The sequence below is a fragment of the Klebsiella sp. X13 genome (genome assembly GCF_003323835.1).
Lineage (GTDB): Bacteria > Pseudomonadota > Gammaproteobacteria > Enterobacterales > Enterobacteriaceae > Klebsiella > Klebsiella ornithinolytica.
Map to the genome: position 1 here is coordinate 1080850 of NZ_CP030874.1, position 19110 is coordinate 1099959.

Here is a 19110-nt window from a genome sequence, read left to right on the forward strand (position 1 = left end):
TCGCAACAGCCCCTTCACCGGGGCAAAAAGTCTCCGTCCGGCGTCGTTAAATGATGTATAGCGAAGGTGCTTTGCTCAGGGATCACGGGTAGGAGCCATCTTTATGAGTCAGAATACGCTGAAAGTTCATGATTTAAATGAAGACGCGGAATTTGATGAGAACGGAGTCGAGGTTTTCGATGAGAAAGCCTTAGTAGAAGAGGAACCCAGTGATAGCGATCTGGCCGAGGAAGATCTTCTGTCGCAAGGCGCAACACAACGTGTGCTTGATGCGACGCAACTCTACCTGGGTGAGATTGGTTATTCCCCACTGCTGACGGCCTAAGAAGAAGTCTATTTCGCCCGTCGCGCATTGCGTGGTGATGTGGCTTCACGCCGCCGGATGATTGAAAGTAACCTACGTCTGGTGGTGAAAATTGCTCGTCGTTATAGCAATCGTGGTCTGGCGCTGCTGGATCTGATTGAAGAGGGCAATCTGGGGCTGATCCGCGCGGTTGAGAAGTTTGACCCGGAACGTGGGTTCCGTTTTTCGACTTACGCCACCTGGTGGATTCGTCAAACGATTGAACGGGCGATCATGAACCAAACCCGTACCATCCGTTTACCTATCCATATTGTCAAAGAGCTGAACGTCTATCTGCGTACCGCACGTGAGTTGTCCCATAAGCTGGACCACGAGCCGAGTGCGGAAGAGATTGCCGAGCAGCTGGATAAGCCGGTTGATGACGTGAGCCGTATGCTGCGTCTCAATGAGCGCATTACCTCAGTGGACACGCCGCTGGGCGGCGACTCGGAAAAAGCGCTGCTGGATATTCTGGCCGATGAGAAAGACAACGGTCCGGAAGACACCACGCAGGACGATGATATGAAACAAAGCATCGTTAAATGGCTGTTCGAACTGAACGCCAAGCAGCGTGAAGTCCTGGCGCGTCGTTTTGGCCTGTTGGGCTATGAAGCCGCTACGCTTGAAGATGTTGGCCGTGAAATTGGTCTGACCCGCGAACGCGTACGTCAGATCCAGGTAGAAGGCCTGCGCCGCCTGCGGGAAATCCTGCAAGGACAAGGGCTGAACATCGAAGCGCTATTCCGCGAATAAGCAATTTTCCTCTCAAAAAGGCCCGATCGGACGATCGGGCCTTTTTCTTTGCATGCTACGCCTGCCGGGTCTCATGTAAATGGCGCCACAAAATACGCCCTTCAGCTTTCCTGAACAGGACCGTTGACCAGCGGATAGTTTCGCCCTGCTCGGGTAAACGCTGCCTTTCCCGATAGCATATCACCGCGCCATCGTGCCATTCGGCGAGCGTGGTCGCGCTATCAATGGTGATGCTCAAGCCTGGACGACTGCCGCCTGCGGCCGCAAAGAAAGCGCTGAGCGCCCGGTGGTTCATGACGTTTCCACCGATACCGACCATTGAAAAATCAGGGGAAAAGCGTGTCATTAAGGTCTCTGCCGCGCCTTGTTTCTGACTCAGCCAGTTTTCAATAGCCACATGGGCGTCGATCGTTTCCTGAATATATGGGGTCATGGGGTCTCCATTTTTTGATGCAGGCGCGTGACTATCGCCTGGTTATTAAGGCGCAGGCAGCCCAGAAGCGGGATAAGCGTCAGGCACGCGGCGATGATAAACACCCCGTGCCAGGCCTGCGTTGACGGATAATAAACCTGCAGGACCGCCAGCAATGCGGACAGCAACGCGGCCCCGGCCAAAAAGCTGAGCTGGCGGTTGATGTTCCACAGTGCGCTGGCATCCGGCATATCGCCATTGGCGATGTTGAGAAATGCACAGCTTTGGGCGGTGCTGCTGCACAGGCTGCCGCCGGCGCCCATCAGGATAAAGGCGAAAACCAGCGACGACATTGAGCTTTGCGGCGTGACGCCGGTCAACAGCAGGATCCCGGCGGCCTGAAGCAGGCAACCGAAGAGAATAAAGGGGCGAGGGCCGAGGCGATTAAAAAAACGGCCGGTCAGAGAGATAGCCACAAAAGACGCCAGCGACCAGGGCAGCATCAGGGCGCCCGTTGCCGAAGGCGACATGCCGGTTATTGTCTGCAGGTAAAACAGGCCAACCACATTAATGCCAATAAAGACGCCGGGTACGCAGAGATAAATCAACATGGCGAAACGCAACAGCGGATCGGCCAGCAGCGGCAGATGTAAGAAACGGGAGGGCCGCGCCGGGCCGTCGTCATTTTTTAGCCATACGCTGGCTAACGCCAGAGTGACCAGCGCCACGGGCAGGCTGACCAGGAAGACCCCGCGCCAGCTGAATGTTTCAACCAGCAGTCCACCTGCTGCCGGAGAACAGGCCGGGGCCAGCAGACCAACCAGCATCACGACGGCCGAGAGTTTCGCCCGCTCCTGCGGCTGAAACAGCTGCCAGGTCAGAGACTGTCCGACGGGGATAAGCAAGCCACCGCCCATCCCTTGCAGGGCACGCCAGAAAATCAGGTTGCCCAGCGAGTCGCTCAGTCCGCAGGCCAGCGCTGCGGCGCTGAACAGCGTGAGCGAGAGCATAAAGAGCCGGCGAGCTCCGCAGCGCTGCGTCAACCAGGCGCTGAATGGCACGACCAGCGTCAGGCCGGCAATGTAGCCATTACTCACCCAGGCCAGTTCACTGACGGAGGCGTTGAGCGCCCGGCTCATACTGGGGAAGGCGACGCTGGCGATAAACATATTGATTAAATCGAGAAAGAAACCCAGTAAAAAAACGGTGGCGACCTTGCTGCGTGCTGTCATTTTTATTCCTCATCAGAAGGCCGCTACTCTAAACCGCAGGGACAGGCGGATAAACAGGACATCCGGGGATATACTGTCTGAAAATTTTTGACAATAAGTGAAGTGAATATGCTGAATCTGCAACGCATGACCATGTTTGTCGCGGTGGTGGAAAGCGGGAGTTTTACCGCGGCAGCGGCGGCCCTGGGGCAAACTAAGGCGGTGGTCAGCTTTAACGTGCGTCAGCTGGAGAGCGAACTTGGCGTCACGCTGTTGTTACGATCCACGCGACGGCTCACGCTGACTGAGGCGGGGTCGCTGTTCTATCATCGCGGCCTGGCATTACTGAAAACGGCGGAAAACCTGCAGGATGAGGTGCGGGCCAGCCATAGCGGATTGAGCGGTGAACTCCGTATCACCACGACACCGGAGTATGGCACCCAGGTGATTATTCCCGCGCTGGCCGAGTTCAGTCAGCGGCATCCGGCGCTACGGGTGCGCCACGTCTCCTCCTCGCACCATGCGGACTTAATCTCTGAGCGTTTTGATGTAGCGATCCGCCTCGGAACGCTGGCAGATTCGCGCTACCGCGCGGCGCTGATCTCCCGTTTTGCGATTGTCCCGGTTGCCGCGCCGGCATGGCTGGCGGAACATCCTCTGGAGACGATTGAGGATTTGGCCCGGGCAGCGTGGATTATTCATGAACGGTTGTCCGCGCCGCTCCATTGGCAACTCACCGGACCGCGCGATGAGAGCGTGGCTTTAGATATTAAAGCGGTGCCGCGACTGTCGGCGGATAGCGCCAGCGCGCTGCTGGCTTTCGCCCTGGCGGGATGCGGGGTTGCGCTGTTGCCCGAGTGGCTGGTAGCGCCGGCACTGGCGGAGCACAGACTGGTTCAGGTCATGCCCGGGTTTACCTTTCCCCCGCAGGGCGTGTATGCGGTTTATCCGGACGCGCAGCATGTCCCGACCCGGGTCCGGGCGTTCATTGATTTCTTACGCGAGCGCCAGGGCTAATTCTTCTTGCGTCATGAGCGTGTGGATGAAGGGCGCAAGCGGATGGTGTTATTTATCGCTCAAGCGCACCGTTTTTATATTTCGCATCATCAATGAAAACTATTTATTAATTAAAATGACGGAAAAGTGAATAGCATTTGAGTATTGGCGATCCCTCTCGCAATCGATAATAAAATCATTCCGTTTGATTTCCAGCTGATAATTTCTGCCGACCGGCGGAGTGAGAATCGCGGTGGGTGCCTGAGGCTGTCTGGCGTTGAGCATTGACAGGATCCGGCTAGACGTAAGTCCCGGCAGATAATTCTATCCACTGAGGCCGGCGTATGAGCCTTGCAGCCATTTATTTTCGAAAAGGGTAGCGCTTTACGGGCTGCCCTTTTGTCACTTCTGCGGAATAAGAAGGCGTTACACCAGGCTCTTCAGCCGGTAAATCCACTCCAGCGCCTGACGCGGGGTCAGAGAATCCGGGTCGAGATTTTCCAGCGCTTCTACCGCCGGCGAGGTCTCTTCCGGGGCGGAGAGCAGCGACATCTGCGTACCATCGACCTGCGTGGCGGCGACGCCTGGGGCAATACTCTCCAGCTCGCGTAATTTCTGCCGCGCGCGCTTAATCACCTCTTTAGGCACGCCCGCCAGTGCGGCAACCGCCAGACCGTAGCTTTTGCTGGCGGCGCCATCCTGGACGCTGTGCATGAAGGCGATGGTATCGCCATGTTCCAGCGCATCAAGATGGACGTTCGCCACGCCTTCCATTTTCTCCGGCAGCTGGGTCAGTTCGAAGTAGTGGGTGGCAAAAAGGGTCAGCGCCTTAATCTTATTGGCCAGACTTTCGGCGCAGGCCCACGCCAGCGACAGACCGTCGTAGGTGGAGGTCCCGCGGCCGATTTCATCCATCAGCACCAGGCTGTGTTCGGTGGCATTATGCAGAATATTGGCGGTTTCGGTCATTTCTACCATGAAGGTGGAACGGCCGCTTGCCAGGTCATCTGCCGCGCCGACGCGGGTAAAGATGCGATCGATAGGGCCGATTTCAACTTTCTCCGCCGGGACGTAGCTGCCGATATAGGCCAGCAGCGCAATCAGCGCGGTCTGCCGCATATAGGTACTTTTACCGCCCATATTCGGGCCGGTAATAATCAGCATCCGGCGCTGCGGCGCCAGGCTCAGCGGGTTGGCGATGAACGGCTCCTTCAGCACCTGTTCGACCACCGGGTGACGGCCTTCGCTGATGCGAATACCCGGTTTGTCGCTGAAGGTCGGGCAGCAGTAGTTCAGGGTTTCCGCGCGTTCGGCGAGGTTAACCAGTACATCCAGTTCCGCCAGCGCGCTGGCGCTTTGCTGAAGGTCGGCAAGGTGCGGCAGCAGCATATCGAACAGCTGCTCGTAGAGCTGTTTCTCCAGCGCCAGCGCTTTCCCTTTCGACGTCAGTACTTTGTCCTCATACTCCTTCAGTTCCGGAATAATGTAGCGCTCGGCGTTTTTCAGCGTCTGGCGGCGGACGTAGTGAATCGGGGCATGTTGGCTCTGGCCGCGGCTGATCTGAATGTAGTAACCGTGCACGGCATTGTAACCGACCTTCAGCGTGTCCAGCCCCAGGCGTTCGCGTTCGCGAATTTCCAGCTTATCGAGATAGTCGGTGGCGCCATCCGCCAGCGCGCGCCATTCATCGAGCTCCTCATGGTAACCCGGGGCAATAACGCCGCCGTCGCGCACCAGCACCGGCGGCGCGTCGATAATTGCGCGTTCGAGCAGTTCGCGCAGTTCGCTGAACTCGCCCATTTTATCGCGCAGCCGCTGGACCGGCGCGCAGCTGACGTCAGCCAGCATCTCGCGCAGGATCGGCAACTGCTGGAACGCATGACGCATGCGGGCGAGATCGCGCGGACGCGCGGTGCGCAGCGCCAGTCGCGCCAGAATACGTTCCAGATCGCCCACCTGACGTAGCACCGGCTGCAGTTCGGTATAACGCTCCTGCAGCGCGCCTATGGTTTGCTGGCGTTCGACCAGCACCGCCGTGTCGCGTACCGGCATATGCAGCCAGCGTTTGAGCATCCGGCTGCCCATCGGCGTCACGGTGCAGTCGAGCACCGACGCCAGGGTATTGTCGAAACCACCGGCCAGATTCTGGGTAATCTCAAGGTTACGGCGGGTTGCCGCGTCCATAATAATACTGTCCTGCTGGCGCTCCATGGTGATGGAGCGAATATGCGGCAGGGAGGTGCGCTGGGTATCTTTGACATATTGCAACAGGCAGCCGGCGGCACAGAGACCGCGCGGCGCATTTTCGACGCCGAAACCGACCAGGTCGCGGGTGCCAAACTGTAAATTCAGCTGCTGGCGCGCGGTGTCGATTTCAAACTCCCACAGCGGACGACGGCGCAGGCCGCGGCGGCCTTCAATCAACGCCGATTCGGCAAAATCTTCGGCATACAGCAGTTCAGCCGGGTTGGTACGCTGCAGCTCGGCGGCCATGGTTTCGCGGTCGGCCGGTTCGCTCAGGCGGAAACGACCGGAGCTGATATCCAGCGTCGCATAGCCAAAGCCTTTGCTGTCCTGCCAGATAGCGGCCAGCAGGTTATCCTGACGTTCCTGCAGCAGCGCTTCATCGCTGATAGTGCCAGGCGTGACGATACGCACCACTTTACGCTCGACCGGACCTTTGGTGGTGGCCGGGTCGCCAATCTGTTCGCAAATGGCCACCGATTCACCCTGGTTGACCAGTTTGGCGAGATAGTTTTCCACCGCATGGTGCGGGATCCCGGCCATAGGAATGGGCTCACCCGCCGAGGCGCCGCGTTTGGTCAGCGAGATATCGAGCAGCTGAGAGGCCCGTTTGGCATCATCATAAAACAGCTCATAAAAGTCGCCCATACGATAGAACAGCAGGATCTCCGGATGCTGAGCCTTCAGCTTCAGATACTGCTGCATCATGGGGGTGTGAGAGTCTAAATTTTCTATTGTACTCATCGGTTTGTGATGTCCATTTTCTTAATTTTTAATGAGTTGGTGATTTTTATTGTTATCATTAAGTTTCACGGTGTCTCATCGAATATCATGAAATCCTGCATTTATGTTCATGACTGCATAAGGTGCATGATAACGGAGTCTTTATGGCAGGAAAACAAGAGGGAAAGCCACTTTCGTTTAAAGCGGTAGAAATGATGAAGCCTGGCGACAAAGATAAGGCTGATGTAGGCGAAAATCGTGGCTTACGTGTCTCCTGTGGTGCAACTGGGGTTAAGTCTTTTTTCTACCGTTACACAAGTTCTCTGACTGGCAAGCTTGCTCAGGTTAAAATTGGTAACTTCCCCCAGACTTCTCTCGTGACCTGCCCCCAGTATTACTTAAAGGGCTTGCCCGATGAGTGAGTCTTTGACAGGGCTTGCAGTGAATTTGCGTAGAAGTTTTGGTATACTGTTTGAACGATGTCTTTCAGCCCAGATTCTGCTTTTCAGGAGTAATTATGAGCAACAACAAAAAAACTCAGGCAAGCTACGTTAAGCCATCTCGTGCTGATATCGTTCGCTCAGTAGCAACATCTACGGCTGTTGAAACAGGGCAGTCCTCCGCGAAGATCGAGGCTTCACTTGAAGCCACGCGCAAAAAATTCGCTCATTTGCGTCTTGCGGTTTAACCCCTTCTTAGTGCTTCACCGACCCAGTGTTTCATCGGCTTGTAGTCCATTGATATGCCAGCATGGATGGCCGATATATACTGAGTTTTGTTTTGCTCCCAGCTTTGATAATCCAGCGGTTTGTACCCTCCCTGAACGGCCATCACGTCGGCCAGCAGTCGCGACAGGCGCCCATTTCCTTCTCTGAATGGATGGATAAGTATTAGCTCGACATGGGTGATGGCGATAGCAGTGATGAGTTGTTCTTCGTCCATGCCGCTACACGGCGTGTATTGAGCCAGATATTTGGTGTCGAATTCGCTCAGCAGTTTTGGCAACTGCGCTGAAGGGGCAAACATAAAGCCGCCTTTGCTGATGTTAACCGCTCTTTCTTGCCCAGCCCACTCGTAGATGTTACCTAACCAGCGGCGATGCCAGTTTTTTAGCATGGCGACGCTGAGCAGTCCTTCCGGGAACTGTTCTTCAAAAACGGACTGATAGAGTTGTTCTAACAGGACAAGTTCAGCCTCATCCATCTCATCAGAAGTAGCGATCCCCAGCTTATTAGCCAAAACCTGCTCGCCAGAGTCTTTCTCATACTGGCCTTCACTGCTGGATACATGGTATCGGCTCATGGAGATGCCCTGCGTTTTTAGAAGGATGGGAAAACAGAGGGAGTATAACGCTGGATGAGTACAGCAAACAATATTATTAAAATCAGATAGTTACAAAGGTGTAGGTTAAAATATAGTTTTTATATTATGGTGGGAAATAATCTTTATTAATCAGTACTAACACACCAATGCATCATCGGGGTATGGGCGTCGAGATTATCGATTGTACTCATAGGATATTATCCAGGTCCCTGATTCTTAATGAATTGCGATCTTTTTGTTTTCGTTGTTATCACATTGAGGGGACAACATAACGGAGATACGTATTTCAGGGAAAGTGACGATATGAGGTGCCGTGATGCGCATTCCATCTGAAGCGCGGACGAGCACCAACGGGCGTACTCGTCCGGCCTTATTATGGCGCAAGGTAAACCTGGGGAATGGCGATGTCTGGATGCTCACCCATTCTCACTTCCGCTCCGTACCAGCGGCTGATAACCGACTGGCAAATGACCTCCTGCGGCGTTCCCTCGGCCACCAGCTTTCCCTGATGGAGAAGCAGAATGCGGTCTGCCCATAGCGCGGCGAGATTGAGGTCGTGCAGCACGACGCAGACGTGCAGCTGGCCGCTGCGGGTCAGCCGTTTTAGCAGACGCAGCAGATGCTGTTGATAGTAAAGATCCAGCGCCGAGGTCGGTTCGTCGAGAAACAGCCAGCCCCGTGGAGCGTCGTTATGCCACAGCTGAGCAAGGCAGCGAGCCAGCTGCACCCGCTGCTGTTCGCCGCCGGAGAGCGAAGGATAGCGCCTGCCCGCGAGGTGGTCGCAGCCGGTTTCCACCATCACCTGCTGAATCATCTGCCGGTCCGGATTTTTACCCCATGGAGAGCGTCCCATGGCGATGACCGTTTCCACCGGCCAGTCGGCATGGAGCTGCGTACGTTGCAACATCACCGCCCGGCGGCGGGAGAGCGCTTCCGACGACCACTGTTCCAGCGCACGTCCTTCCACATGACGTTCGCCGCTGTTCGGGGATAAGAAACCGGTTAACAGCCGCAGCAGCGTTGATTTACCGGCGCCGTTTGGGCCAATCAGCGCGGTCATCTCTCCGCCGCATAGCCGGACCGACACATCGTCAATGACCCGGCGTTTGCCCAGCAACAGAGAGAGCGACGTCGCGTGCCAGGTGCGATCGCGATTATCCATATGTCGTCCTCTGTTGGCGGAAAATTAACCACAAAAACCACGGCGCGCCGAGCATGCTGGTCAGCAGACCCACCGGCATTTCGGCCGGTGCGGCGACGGTGCGGGCAAGGGTATCGGCCAGCAGCAGTAAGATCGCCCCGGCCAGCAGCGATCCTGGCACCAGCGCGCGGTGGTCCGGCCCCAGCCACATTCGTATCAGATGCGGCACCACGAGACCAATAAAACCAATCACTCCGCTGATCGCCACCGAAGAGGCCACCAGCAGCGCGCTGCACAGTAACAGTAGACGCTGCACGGCCCGGACGTTAATCCCCAGGTAGTGGGCTTCTTCATCGCCAAGCTGTAGCAGGTTGAGGCGGGAAGCCATTAGCCAGATGACCAGCGAAGCAGGGAAGATTAAGGTGGCCGCGACCAGCAGCGTGGACCACTCTGCCTGGCCGAGACTGCCCATTCCCCATAGCGACAGCTGGCGCAGCTGGGTATCATTACTTATCCAGGCCAGCACCCCCACCAGCGCGCCGCACAGCGCGTTGATGGCGATCCCGACCAGCAGCAGACGCGAGAGCGAACCCTCACTCGCCTGGCTGAGGATAAAAATGACCACCATGACGGCGATACTCCCGATAAACGCCGCCAGCATCGGGGCATACAGCGCCACCAGCGCCGGAACGGACAGCGGCAGAACCAGCCAGCAGGCCACCGCCAGCGCTGCACCGCTGCTGACCCCCAGCAGGCCGGGATCGGCTAACGGATTGCGAAACAGCCCTTGCATGACGCAGCCGGAGAGCGCCAGCGCGGCGCCGACCAGCAGCGCCAGCAGGACGCGCGGCAGACGAATGGTGAGCCAGATATGGCGCAACACCTCATCCCCCGGCGGCCACAGACTGGCGAGCGGCAGAGGCATCGCGCCGAGGGTCGTCGCGAACAGCGTCAGGCTCACCAGCAGCAGCGTCATTAACCACAGATGGCGAGAGAGAGTGGGGCGCATCAGGGTAGCTGCTCCGCTTTTTTTCTCAGCGCGCTAATCGCCTGCGGCGTCCGCGGTCCAAAGCCGAGCAGGGCCATATCGTCAATCACCAGCAGCTGTTTATGGCGACCGGCCGGCGTTTGCGCCAGCCCCGGCAGCTTCCATAAGCCGGCTTCACCGCCCATGCCTTTAAGCCCGTCGGCGGAGATCACTACCAGGTCCGGCAGGCTGGCGATCACGCCTTCCTGAGACATACTGCGATAATGGTCAAATCCTTGCATCGCGTTCTGCAGCCCGGCGGCCTGAATAGCACCATCCGCAGCGGTCTTTTGCCCGGCGACCATCGTATTCATTCCGCCGTGGCTGAGAATAAACAGCACCCTTTTGCCGAGCGGCTGCGTGGGGATCTGCGCGATCTGTGCGGCGACGGCGTGGCGCAGGGCGTCACCTTCAGTCTGCTTACCCAGCGCGTCGGCCACCGCGACGATTTTTTTATCAATCGCCGACAGATCGTTACCGCCCGGGATATTAACCACTTTTACCCGACTGTCCTCAACCTTTTGCAGGACCAGCGAAGGCTGGGCCTGTGCGCTTGCCAGGACGATCGTCGGGCGTAACGACAGGATCCCCTCGGCGTTCAGCTGGCGTATATAGCCGACGTCCGGCAGCGATCGCGCGGCGGCAGGCCAGGTGCTGGTACTGTCTTTAGCGACCAGCTGCTGCTGCGCTCCCAGGGCATAGACGATCTCTGTGACATCGCCGCCCAGAGAGATGATGCGTTCTGCGGCGGCATGCGCAAACAGTGGAAGAGCGGCAATGAGCATCAGCCAGCGTTTCATGCGCTCTGTCCTTCCGTCGTCAGACGGTCAACCTGGCTACGCCATGTCGCTTGCTCCGGGTGCCCTTCGCTACGCTGGCCGTACAGCTGGGCGATTTGCGTACCGTCATGGGCAAACAGCTCTACGCTGGTGACATGGCCATCCGAGGTCGGCTTACGCGTTACCCAGATTTCATCAATACTGTCTTCGCGCAGGTGCAGGGTGAAGGTGGTATTGAAGATGTTGAGCCAGCCGCGCATCGGGGCCAGCTTTTCCAGGGCGCCGGTGAAGATTTGTACGCAGCCGCGGTTGCCAACGAAAATCATGATCTCATTGCCCTCTTCGCGAATGGTTTCCAGCAGGTGCGGCAGGGCATCGTGGTCAATGCGGCAGGCCAGATCATCGCTGACCAGGCGGAAAGCCTGCTGGCGGGAGAGGTTATATTTTCGCAATAGCCCGAAGAACTGATGGACATCGGTCATGGCGCGCCATTCATTTTCCAGCGCCACACCGTCGGCGGAGGCGGCGTAGCGGGGGGTATCGACGGGGCGGATTGCCAGCGGCGCCGGGTCGGCCTGGGTCTGCCCGACAATCAGCGCTTCCCACGCCGTCATATCGGTTTGCGCTGTCGCATAGACTTTCAACAGCGCGTCACCGTGATGGTCGAAGAACTGAATGCTCTGGCGGCCGTTATCACTCAGGTGGAAGGCGCTGGCCCACTGGCTGAGGAACAGGCGCAGATCGAGTGCGCGCGGGTTCAGCACCAGCCCGGCATGGCCGCTCAGGTGCTGGTGGGTAAACTGACCCACCTGCTCATGCACCGCATATTCATTCCGGCAGATGCATTTGGTCTCGCCGACGCCTTCCAGTCCGGCGATGATTGCCCGTATATCGTCCTGCAGGCGAACGGCGTCGTGGCCAACGCGAGCGGCGGTTAATTCCGCCTCACTAATGCCCATTTCAGCGGCGATATCGCGGGCATATTTAGCGGAAGCCTGCGTTTTGGCGGCCTGATAGCGCTGCCACAGTGCGTTTGCGTTGTGTTGCATGATTCATCTCCTTCTCTACGATGAATATCCCCGGCCGAGGCCGGGGAGCAGGTTTATCCCCGCTGTCTTTCAGCATGATGCGAACGGGATGGTGCAGAGCCGGTCTGAGTCTGCGTATCGCGACCCACGCTGCTGCTGCCCGTCGATATGTTGAAATCCATGGGGTTTATTATTCTCCGGGCTATCAGAAATCGACGTTGACGCCCAGTTGCCAGGTCCGGCCCGGCATCGTCGCCAGCGCTTTATCGTAGGCATCCTGATTCGTGGACGTCTCAATATTGCGGCTGCTCAGGTAATCCCAGTATTGCCGATCGGTAATGTTGTAAACGCCGCCGTTAAGACGCACGTTTTTCGCGACCTGCCACCAGGCCGTCAGGTCCAGCATGCCGTAGCCAGGCACGCGCATGTATTCGCTGGAGGAGTCGGTAATGGCAGAGCCCGTGTTGGTATAGCTTTCGCGGTTGGTGGCGCTGGCCTGCTTACCTTTCACGAAAGTGGCGGTCAACGCGGTCCCGTAGCGTTTCGCCGGATCGTCCCAGGCAACGCCTACGATCGCTTTCATCGGCGCCACGCTGTCGAGGTCGATGTACTTGTCGCCGAGATAGCTGGATTTCGATTTCCCTTCACTATAGCCGTAGGCCAGCGTCGCGCTCAGGCCGTTAACCTCTTCAAACCAGGTACCAAAGTTGAATTTGGCGCTGATTTCGCCGCCGTAGATATAGGCTTTATCGCGGTTTTCCGCCTGATAAATCGTATAGATATTCGACGGGACGTTGGTGAAGTGGTCGGGGTTACCGGAACGGGTGTAGCGGCTATAGGCGATGAAGTTCTTGTAGTTGTTATAGAACAGGGCGGTGCGCATCGTGATCCCTTCGACCACTTCGCCTTTTAAGCCCCATTCGAAGTTGTCGCTGGTTTCCGTGTTCAGATCGGTGTTACCAATCAGCGCATACTGCGCTCGTCCGGCGTAGCTGGATCCGAGGTTCCAGGAGCCGTAAAGCTGGCTGGCGTTAGGGAACTCGGCGCCGCGTTTATACTGCAGGTAGGTCATGGTACGCGGAGTGATATCGTACTGGAACGTCAGGGACGGCAGCACCTGAGTATCGGAATTTTTACCGTACAGGCTGGCGACGGAGGACTCCGTCAGCACGCTGCTGTTGGTGGTCAGATCGCCGAGATTCTCCGGTTTGGTGGATTGATGCACCACGCGCACGCCCGGGATCACCGCAAAGTTGTGGCTGTCGAGATCGAAGTTGATCTTATCCTGAACGAAGCCGCCAAGAGTGTAGCCCCGGCTGTCGGCTTCCGGCTGCATGATTTCGCTGTAGATGCTCGGGACCGGCGACTGGCTGAACGGGCGCTGGGTTTTGGTGGTGCTGGCGTTGAGCCCGGCGCTCAGGTCGTGGCGGCCAATGGATTTCGCCAGCGCGGTCTGAATACCCCAGGTGTCGGTATCGTAGTTGGAGTTGACCGTTTCCATCGATCTGGTGGTGCTATCCGGCATCCACGTCCAGTCATGGGCCTCGGTGTGCTGGTAGTAGACTTTGGTCGACATACTGTCGAGATAGTCATTCATTGGCGTCCAGTCGTCTTTCAGGCTGATGCCCCAGCGACGAGTCTGGCTGGTCTGATTGGCATCGCCAATAATGCTGTTGCCGCTGCTATCCCAGCTGTCAAAGTGGGTGTGGTTGGTTTTATGGTAGTAGTCGAGCGTGCTGGTCAGCTTGTGTTCATCATTGGGCTGCCAGATGCCGGAGGCCATAAACGCATCGGAGTGCCAGTTGGCCGGATAGGCGTCAATCTTATCGCTGTTATTTGCCGTTTCCTGGCCGTCGCGGCGACTGTAGACGAAAATGCCGCGTAGGGTTTCATCTCCGCCGGCCACCGTCACGCCGTTATGCCAGCTGCGGTCGGCAGAGTCGTAGCCGCTCCGGTAGCCGAAGGCGCTGGTTTTTCCCGGGCGCAGATAGTCATCGGCAGATTTCGGCTGGAAGGAGACGTTGCCGCCGATAGAGGTGTTGGCGGTTTCAGTCGAGGTGGCGCCGGACTGAATATCGATGCTGCCATACATATACGGGTCGATGTAATCGCGACCGATGCCAAACGTATTCAGGCCGGCACGGCCGACGTAGCCGCGTCCGGTCGCATCCGGCTGCGCGATGCCGTCGACATCAATCCCCACGCGGTTGCTTTCCAGCCCGCGAATGTTATAACCGGTATAGCCGCCGCGGTCGAAGCCGCTTTTGCCATTACCCGAGCCGCCGCTGGCACCGGTCGCGCTGATTAACGGTTCGTAACGCATGACGGAACCAAAATCTTTGGCCCCTTTGTCCTGGAGCTCCTGCGCGCTGACCGAATGTTCGCTACCGGCTTTGAGCAGCGGAGCGGGGGCGGTAACGGTCATCTGCTCGGAGCTATCCGATGATGTGTCGCTGGTGGTGGTGTGTGCGGTGGTATCAGCTGCCCCGGCGGTCGTCTGATAGATTGCTGCAAGCAACGAAGTCACCAGCAGGCTTTTCTTAAACCAGGCCGGTGATTGAGTGGATTTATACATAGTAGCCACGCCTTGATAATTATTAGTATCGGCTCACGCGTTACTTCCAGATTTGCAGGTGAGTCCCGTTGCTTCCGTTAGCGGACTCTGTTTCTCCATGATTATTGATTGCGAATGGTAATGATATGTATTATCGTTTGCAACAAAATAATCATGTCTTCCTCATTTAATCTGCAATTTGTTTACAATCAGTCCTTTTAGATACAGCGAGAAAATCATGAGTCACAAAGCCGCGATTACGATCAACTACTGCTCTCAATGCAACTGGATGCTGCGCGCCAGCTGGATGGCTCAGGAGCTGCTGCATACGTTCAGTACCGATATCGGCTCGGTCACGCTGGTTCCGGGCACCGGCGGTATCTTCACCATTACCGTTGACGACGTACAAATCTGGGACCGCAAGCAGGATGAGGGTTTCCCGGATGCGGCTGAACTCAAGCGTCGGGTACGGGATGTCTGCTTCCCGGAGAAGTCGCTGGGTCACCTCGATAAGTCCGCCGATCCGGCGTAAGCGATAGGGGAAAACGGCTGCGCCAGAGGCTATAAAGGTGTATTATTTTTGCATCTTTATTGATGGAGAAGCGCAATGGCGGGTCAACGCATCGACCGGGAAAAAAAGACTATCCGCAGCATGATTTCGCTCTATCAGCGCCGCTGCCCGGACGCGCAGGCCGACGTGGAACATTACCAGGCGCTAAACGCCTATGCCGATAAGCGGCTGGATAAATGCGTGTTTGGCGAAGAGAAGCCGGCCTGTAAGCAGTGCCCGGTTCACTGCTACCAGCCGGCAAAACGCGAAGAAATGAAGCAAATCATGCGCTGGGCGGGGCCGCGAATGCTCTGGCGCCACCCGATTCTGACGATTCGTCACCTGATTGATGACCGGCGTCCCGTGCCAGCGCTTCCGGAAAAATACCGGCCTAAAAAGTCGCGGTGATTTCCCCGGCTAGCGCTGCGCTCAGGCGGGCTACAACGCGTGCGGTCTGTCGTCGCCCGGCTAAGGCGTCAGCGGCGCTCCGGAGCCTCTGCGGACATCGCCTGAGTTTGATTGTCGCGAACCGACGTCCAGACAAAGGTGATAATAAACAGCGCGGTAAACAACACCACGATGGTCGGCGCCGGTGCGCTATCAAGGTAAAACGAGAGCCACACGCCGCCCAACGAACAGCTCAGCGCAATCCCCACCGCCAGCAGCAGCGCGCTGATAAAACGCCGGGTCAGCAGCAGAGCAATGGCTCCGGGGGCAATCAGCAGCGAGATTGACAAAATAATCCCCACCGCTTTGAGCGTCGCCACGATAGTCAGGGCAATCATGCACAGCAATCCGTAGTGCAGCAGGCCGCAGCGTAATCCGCTGGCTTTAGCCTGATGCGGATCGAAGGCGTGAAGCAGAAAGTCGCGCCACTTTAGTCCGATAATCAGCGCAATTACTAGTGCAATCGCCGATGTTTGCCCAATATCGCTGGCGGAAATCCCCAGCATGTCGCCAAACAGAATATGGTCGAGATGGACTTCGGACTGAATGGCGACATACAGTACCAGCCCGGCGCCAAACATCCCGGAAAAGACAATGCCCATAATGGTATCGCGCTTGATGCGACTGTTATCGTCGAGATAGCCGGTCGCGATGGCGCAGAATAGCCCGGCAACAAAGGCGCCAATGGCAAACGGGATCCCGGCGATATAGGCCACCACCACGCCGGGAAAGACCGCATGGCTCATGGCATCCCCCATCAACGCCCAGCCTTTCAGCACCAGAAAAACCGACAGCAGCGCACAGGGAATGGCGACGATGGTGGCCACCAGCATGGCGTTGACCATAAACGAAAACTGGAACGGTTCGAGGAGCGTGGTCAGCAGCATGAGCCCTCCCTGGCGCGACGGCGGTTGGCCAGCAGGCCGTGTTTAGGGGCAAAGACAAAGGTCAGCAGGAAGAGCAAAGTCTGAGCCACGACGATAATGCCGCCGGTTGCGCCATCCAGATAGTAGCTCAGCCAGGCGCCGAAAAAACTGGTCAGGCTGCCAATAGCGACGGCAATCGCCAGCAGCCGTGGAAAGCGGTCGGTCAGCAGCCAGGCGGTCGCTCCCGGAGTGACCACCAGGCAAATGACCAGAAAGGCGCCCACGGTTTGCAATGCCGCCACGGTACAGGCGGCCAGCAGGGTGAAGAACAGCAGCTTGAGCCCGGTGGTGTTCAGGCCAATGGAACGGGCGTGGCTCTCATCGAAAAAGGTGACCATCAGGTCTTTCCATTTCAGCAGCAGAATTGCCATTGAAATCGAGCCGATGGCCGCCAGCTGAATAATATCTTCCGGAGCGATCGCCAGGATATTGCCGAGAATAATGGTCTGGATATTCACCGAAGTTGGGTTGAGTGACACCATAAACAGCCCGATACCGAAGAACGACGAAAAAATCAGACCGATAATGGCATCTTCTTTGAGCTTCGAACGCTGGTTGAGAAACAGCATGCTGCCCGCCGCCAGTCCTCCGGAGAGAAAAGCGCCGACGGCAAAGGGCAGGCCGAGCATATACGCTCCCGCCACGCCCGGTACGATGGAGTGGGAGAGGGCATCGCCAATCAGCGACCAGCCTTTCAGCATCAGGTAGCAGGAGAGAAAGGCGCACACGCCGCCCACCAGCGCCGATACCCACATCGCATTCAGCATATACTGATAGCCGAACGGCTCGATTAGCCAGCTCATCCTTCACCTCCCGCCGTCCGGCGGCTGATAAACGGCCGTTCATCGTCGGTGATAATCTGCTCTTCTCCGCCGCTGAGCACCACGTGGCGCAGCGCGCCGCTGAAAGCGAGTTCGAGATTGGCGGCGGTAAAGGTCGTTTCCGTCGGTCCACTGGCCAGCACGGTACCTTTGACCATCACCGTGTAATCGCAAAACTCGCTGACCGAACCGAGATTGTGGGTCGAAACCAGCAGAGTACAGCCGTCGTCACGCAGTTCGCGCAGCAGGGTGATGATCTGGGTTTCGGTCTGGACGTCAACGCCGGTAAACGGCTCATCCAGCAGAATGACCTTGCCCTGCTGAGCGATAGCGCGGGCAAGGAACACCCGTTTTTTCTGCCCGCCGGACAGCTCGCCGATTTGCCGGTGGCGATAGTCGCTCATCCCGACGCGGGCCAGCGCCGCATCAACCACTTCCCGATCATGGGCTTTGGCCCGTCGCAGCCAGCCCATATGCCCGTAGCGGCCCATCATGACGACATCTTCCACCAGCACCGGGAAGGTCCAGTCAACGTCCTCTGATTGCGGGACATAGGCCACCAGGTTCTGGCGCAGCGCGCGATGAACCGGCTGGCCAAGTATGGCAATCTCGCCATGGGACAGACGAACAAAGCCCATCAGCGCTTTAAACAGCGTCGATTTTCCCGAACCGTTGATGCCCACCAGCGCGGCAATTGAGCCGCGCGGTACGCTGAAGGTGGCATCGCGCAGCGCGGTGTGGCCGTTGCGATAGGTTACGCTGACCCGGTTGACCGCGAGGCCAGGCATATCGGCGTTCATGGCTGCTTCCTCATCCCATCGTTGATGCCCTGGACGATGGTTTGCGTCGTGACGCGCAGCAGATCCAGGTAGGTGGGAACCGGGCCATCGGCGGTGCTCAGGGAGTCAACATAAAGTACGCCGCCATAGTGGGCGCCGGCTTCCCGCGCTACCTGGCGCGCCGGTTTATCTGAAATGGTGCTTTCGCTAAAGATGGTCGGGATATGCTCTTTTTTCATGATATCGATGGTTTTACGCACCTGCTGCGGCGTGCCCTGCTGGTCGGCATTGATTGGCCACAGGTAGCGCTCTTTCAGCCCGTTGTCGCGGGCCAGATAGGAGAACGCGCCTTCGCTGGTGACCAGCCAACGCTTCTCTGCCGGCAGTTTCGCCAGCTCCGCCTTCAGCGGCGCCATAGTCTGGCGGATTTTCTCTTTATAGAGGGCGGCATTCTGACGATAGGTCTGCGCATTCGCAGGGTCGTATTTGATCAGCGCATCACGGATGTTATCGACGTAGATCAGCGCATTATCCGCCGACATCCACGCATGGGGATTGGGCTTACCGTTATAGGGACCTTCGCTGATCCCCATTGGCTGAATGCCCTCGCTGACGACCACTTCCGGGACCCCTTTCAGGTGCTGATAAAAGCGGGCAAACCACAGTTCGAGATTCAGGCCGTTAGTGAGGATCAGCTGTGCCCCCTGGGCGCGTTTAATATCGCCAGGCGTCGGTTGGTATTCGTGGATCTCGGCGCCGGGTTTGGTAATCGAGCTGACCTGGGCCGCCTCCCCGGCGACGTTTTGCGCCATATCGGCAATCACCGTAAAGGTGGTGATCACTTTGAATTTTTCGCTGGCCTGAGCCGGGGCGATCGCCAGCAGGCCGAGCAGAGCGGTAAAGATCAGGTGCTTCAGAGGCGGCAGGTGCAGCATAGGATCCCTCACATCAATGTGGTTAATTAATCATCTGTTATAGCAATTGCTATGTTATATAGCACAGGCTATTTATAAATGAAAATGATTATTATTTAAATTCTGGGAGGTAAGCCGT

The 19110-nt window shown here is 57.3% G+C and carries 17 protein-coding genes and 2 pseudogenes; 6 read left to right on the plus strand and 13 right to left on the minus strand.

What is annotated here, in order from left to right:
* Positions 1-103: 103 nt before the first annotated feature.
* A pseudogene (gene rpoS, locus DSD31_RS05285) lies at positions 104-1096 on the plus strand (RNA polymerase sigma factor RpoS).
* Positions 1097-1151: 55 nt separating this feature from the next.
* Here rpoS and DSD31_RS05290 read toward each other — a convergent pair.
* Together DSD31_RS05290 and DSD31_RS05295 are read right to left on the minus strand one after the other, a co-directional pair.
* On the minus strand, positions 1152-1529 hold the full coding sequence (locus DSD31_RS05290) for a DUF4440 domain-containing protein (RefSeq protein ID WP_069476476.1): 378 nt from the start codon (positions 1527-1529) through the stop codon (positions 1152-1154).
* Positions 1526-2740 carry an MFS transporter gene (locus DSD31_RS05295; protein WP_113990868.1) on the minus strand — a complete coding sequence of 405 codons (1215 nt, stop codon included), beginning with the start codon at positions 2738-2740 and terminating at the stop codon, positions 1526-1528. Before DSD31_RS05295 ends, DSD31_RS05290 begins: the two co-directional genes overlap by 4 nt.
* 108 nt (positions 2741-2848) lie before the next feature.
* On the opposite strand from DSD31_RS05295, the gene DSD31_RS05300 reads away from it, so the two are divergent.
* Positions 2849-3736, plus strand: a complete 888-nt coding sequence (locus DSD31_RS05300; RefSeq protein WP_004866931.1) for a LysR family transcriptional regulator — start codon at positions 2849-2851, stop codon at positions 3734-3736.
* 405 nt (positions 3737-4141) lie between these two features.
* Here DSD31_RS05300 and mutS read toward each other — a convergent pair whose 3' ends face one another.
* Positions 4142-6703: a DNA mismatch repair protein MutS gene (gene mutS / locus DSD31_RS05305; RefSeq protein WP_004866928.1), complete on the minus strand. Its 2562-nt coding sequence runs from the start codon at positions 6701-6703 to the stop codon at positions 4142-4144.
* A gap of 143 nt (positions 6704-6846) precedes the next feature.
* Between mutS and DSD31_RS05310 the strand changes: the two are divergent.
* Positions 6847-7059, plus strand: a pseudogene (locus DSD31_RS05310) (Arm DNA-binding domain-containing protein); the annotation flags it as partial.
* 140 nt (positions 7060-7199) lie between these two features.
* Positions 7200-7370 (plus strand): hypothetical protein, encoded by a 171-nt coding sequence (locus DSD31_RS26310; protein WP_004866926.1) that lies wholly within the window; start codon positions 7200-7202, stop codon positions 7368-7370.
* On the opposite strand, the gene DSD31_RS05315 is transcribed toward DSD31_RS26310, so the two are convergent.
* The 6 genes from DSD31_RS05315 to DSD31_RS05340 all read right to left on the minus strand — a co-directional run bounded on the left by DSD31_RS05315 (position 7367) and on the right by DSD31_RS05340 (position 14555).
* Positions 7367-7984, minus strand: coding sequence for a Fic/DOC family protein (locus DSD31_RS05315; protein ID WP_044347436.1), 618 nt, complete (start codon positions 7982-7984; stop codon positions 7367-7369). The two genes, DSD31_RS26310 and DSD31_RS05315, sit on opposite strands and share 4 nt — an antisense overlap.
* 394 nt (positions 7985-8378) lie before the next feature.
* Positions 8379-9167 carry a heme ABC transporter ATP-binding protein gene (locus DSD31_RS05320; protein WP_113990869.1) on the minus strand — a complete coding sequence of 263 codons (789 nt, stop codon included), beginning with the start codon at positions 9165-9167 and terminating at the stop codon, positions 8379-8381.
* Positions 9160-10155, minus strand: coding sequence for a FecCD family ABC transporter permease (locus DSD31_RS05325; protein WP_004866917.1), 996 nt, complete (start codon positions 10153-10155; stop codon positions 9160-9162). Before DSD31_RS05325 ends, DSD31_RS05320 begins: the two co-directional genes overlap by 8 nt.
* Positions 10155-10973 carry a heme/hemin ABC transporter substrate-binding protein gene (locus tag DSD31_RS05330; RefSeq protein ID WP_088883700.1) on the minus strand — a complete coding sequence of 273 codons (819 nt, stop codon included), beginning with the start codon at positions 10971-10973 and terminating at the stop codon, positions 10155-10157. The genes DSD31_RS05325 and DSD31_RS05330 overlap by 1 nt, the downstream gene beginning before the upstream one ends.
* Entirely contained in the window at positions 10970-12001 is a 1032-nt protein-coding gene (locus tag DSD31_RS05335) for a hemin-degrading factor (RefSeq protein WP_113990870.1), read from the minus strand. Before DSD31_RS05335 ends, DSD31_RS05330 begins: the two co-directional genes overlap by 4 nt.
* Before the next feature lie 184 nt (positions 12002-12185).
* Entirely contained in the window at positions 12186-14555 is a 2370-nt protein-coding gene (locus DSD31_RS05340) for a TonB-dependent receptor domain-containing protein (RefSeq protein ID WP_004866913.1), read from the minus strand.
* Positions 14556-14772: 217 nt separating this feature from the next.
* Here DSD31_RS05340 and DSD31_RS05345 point away from each other — a divergent pair, with 217 nt between their 5' ends.
* Complete coding sequence (locus tag DSD31_RS05345) at positions 14773-15066, plus strand: Rdx family protein (protein WP_004866911.1); 294 nt, start codon at positions 14773-14775, stop codon at positions 15064-15066.
* Between the two features lie 75 nt (positions 15067-15141).
* Positions 15142-15492: a nitrous oxide-stimulated promoter family protein gene (locus DSD31_RS05350; RefSeq protein ID WP_004866910.1), complete on the plus strand. Its 351-nt coding sequence runs from the start codon at positions 15142-15144 to the stop codon at positions 15490-15492.
* 68 nt (positions 15493-15560) lie between these two features.
* Here DSD31_RS05350 and sitD read toward each other — a convergent pair whose 3' ends face one another.
* Genes sitD through DSD31_RS05370 form a run of 4 tightly spaced genes read right to left on the minus strand, consistent with a single transcriptional unit; the run spans position 15561 to position 18992 of the window.
* Positions 15561-16418, minus strand: a complete 858-nt coding sequence (gene sitD, locus DSD31_RS05355) for an iron/manganese ABC transporter permease subunit SitD (protein WP_004866908.1) — start codon at positions 16416-16418, stop codon at positions 15561-15563.
* Positions 16409-17260, minus strand: coding sequence for an iron/manganese ABC transporter permease subunit SitC (sitC, locus tag DSD31_RS05360; protein ID WP_004866907.1), 852 nt, complete (start codon positions 17258-17260; stop codon positions 16409-16411). The genes sitD and sitC overlap by 10 nt, the downstream gene beginning before the upstream one ends.
* The gene (locus DSD31_RS05365) at positions 17257-18078 is read right to left on the minus strand and encodes a manganese/iron ABC transporter ATP-binding protein (RefSeq protein WP_004866905.1); all 822 of its coding nucleotides are present in this window, start codon (positions 18076-18078) and stop codon (positions 17257-17259) included. Before DSD31_RS05365 ends, sitC begins: the two co-directional genes overlap by 4 nt.
* Positions 18075-18992: a metal ABC transporter substrate-binding protein gene (locus tag DSD31_RS05370; RefSeq protein ID WP_044347427.1), complete on the minus strand. Its 918-nt coding sequence runs from the start codon at positions 18990-18992 to the stop codon at positions 18075-18077. The genes DSD31_RS05365 and DSD31_RS05370 overlap by 4 nt, the downstream gene beginning before the upstream one ends.
* Positions 18993-19110: the final 118 nt, after the last annotated feature.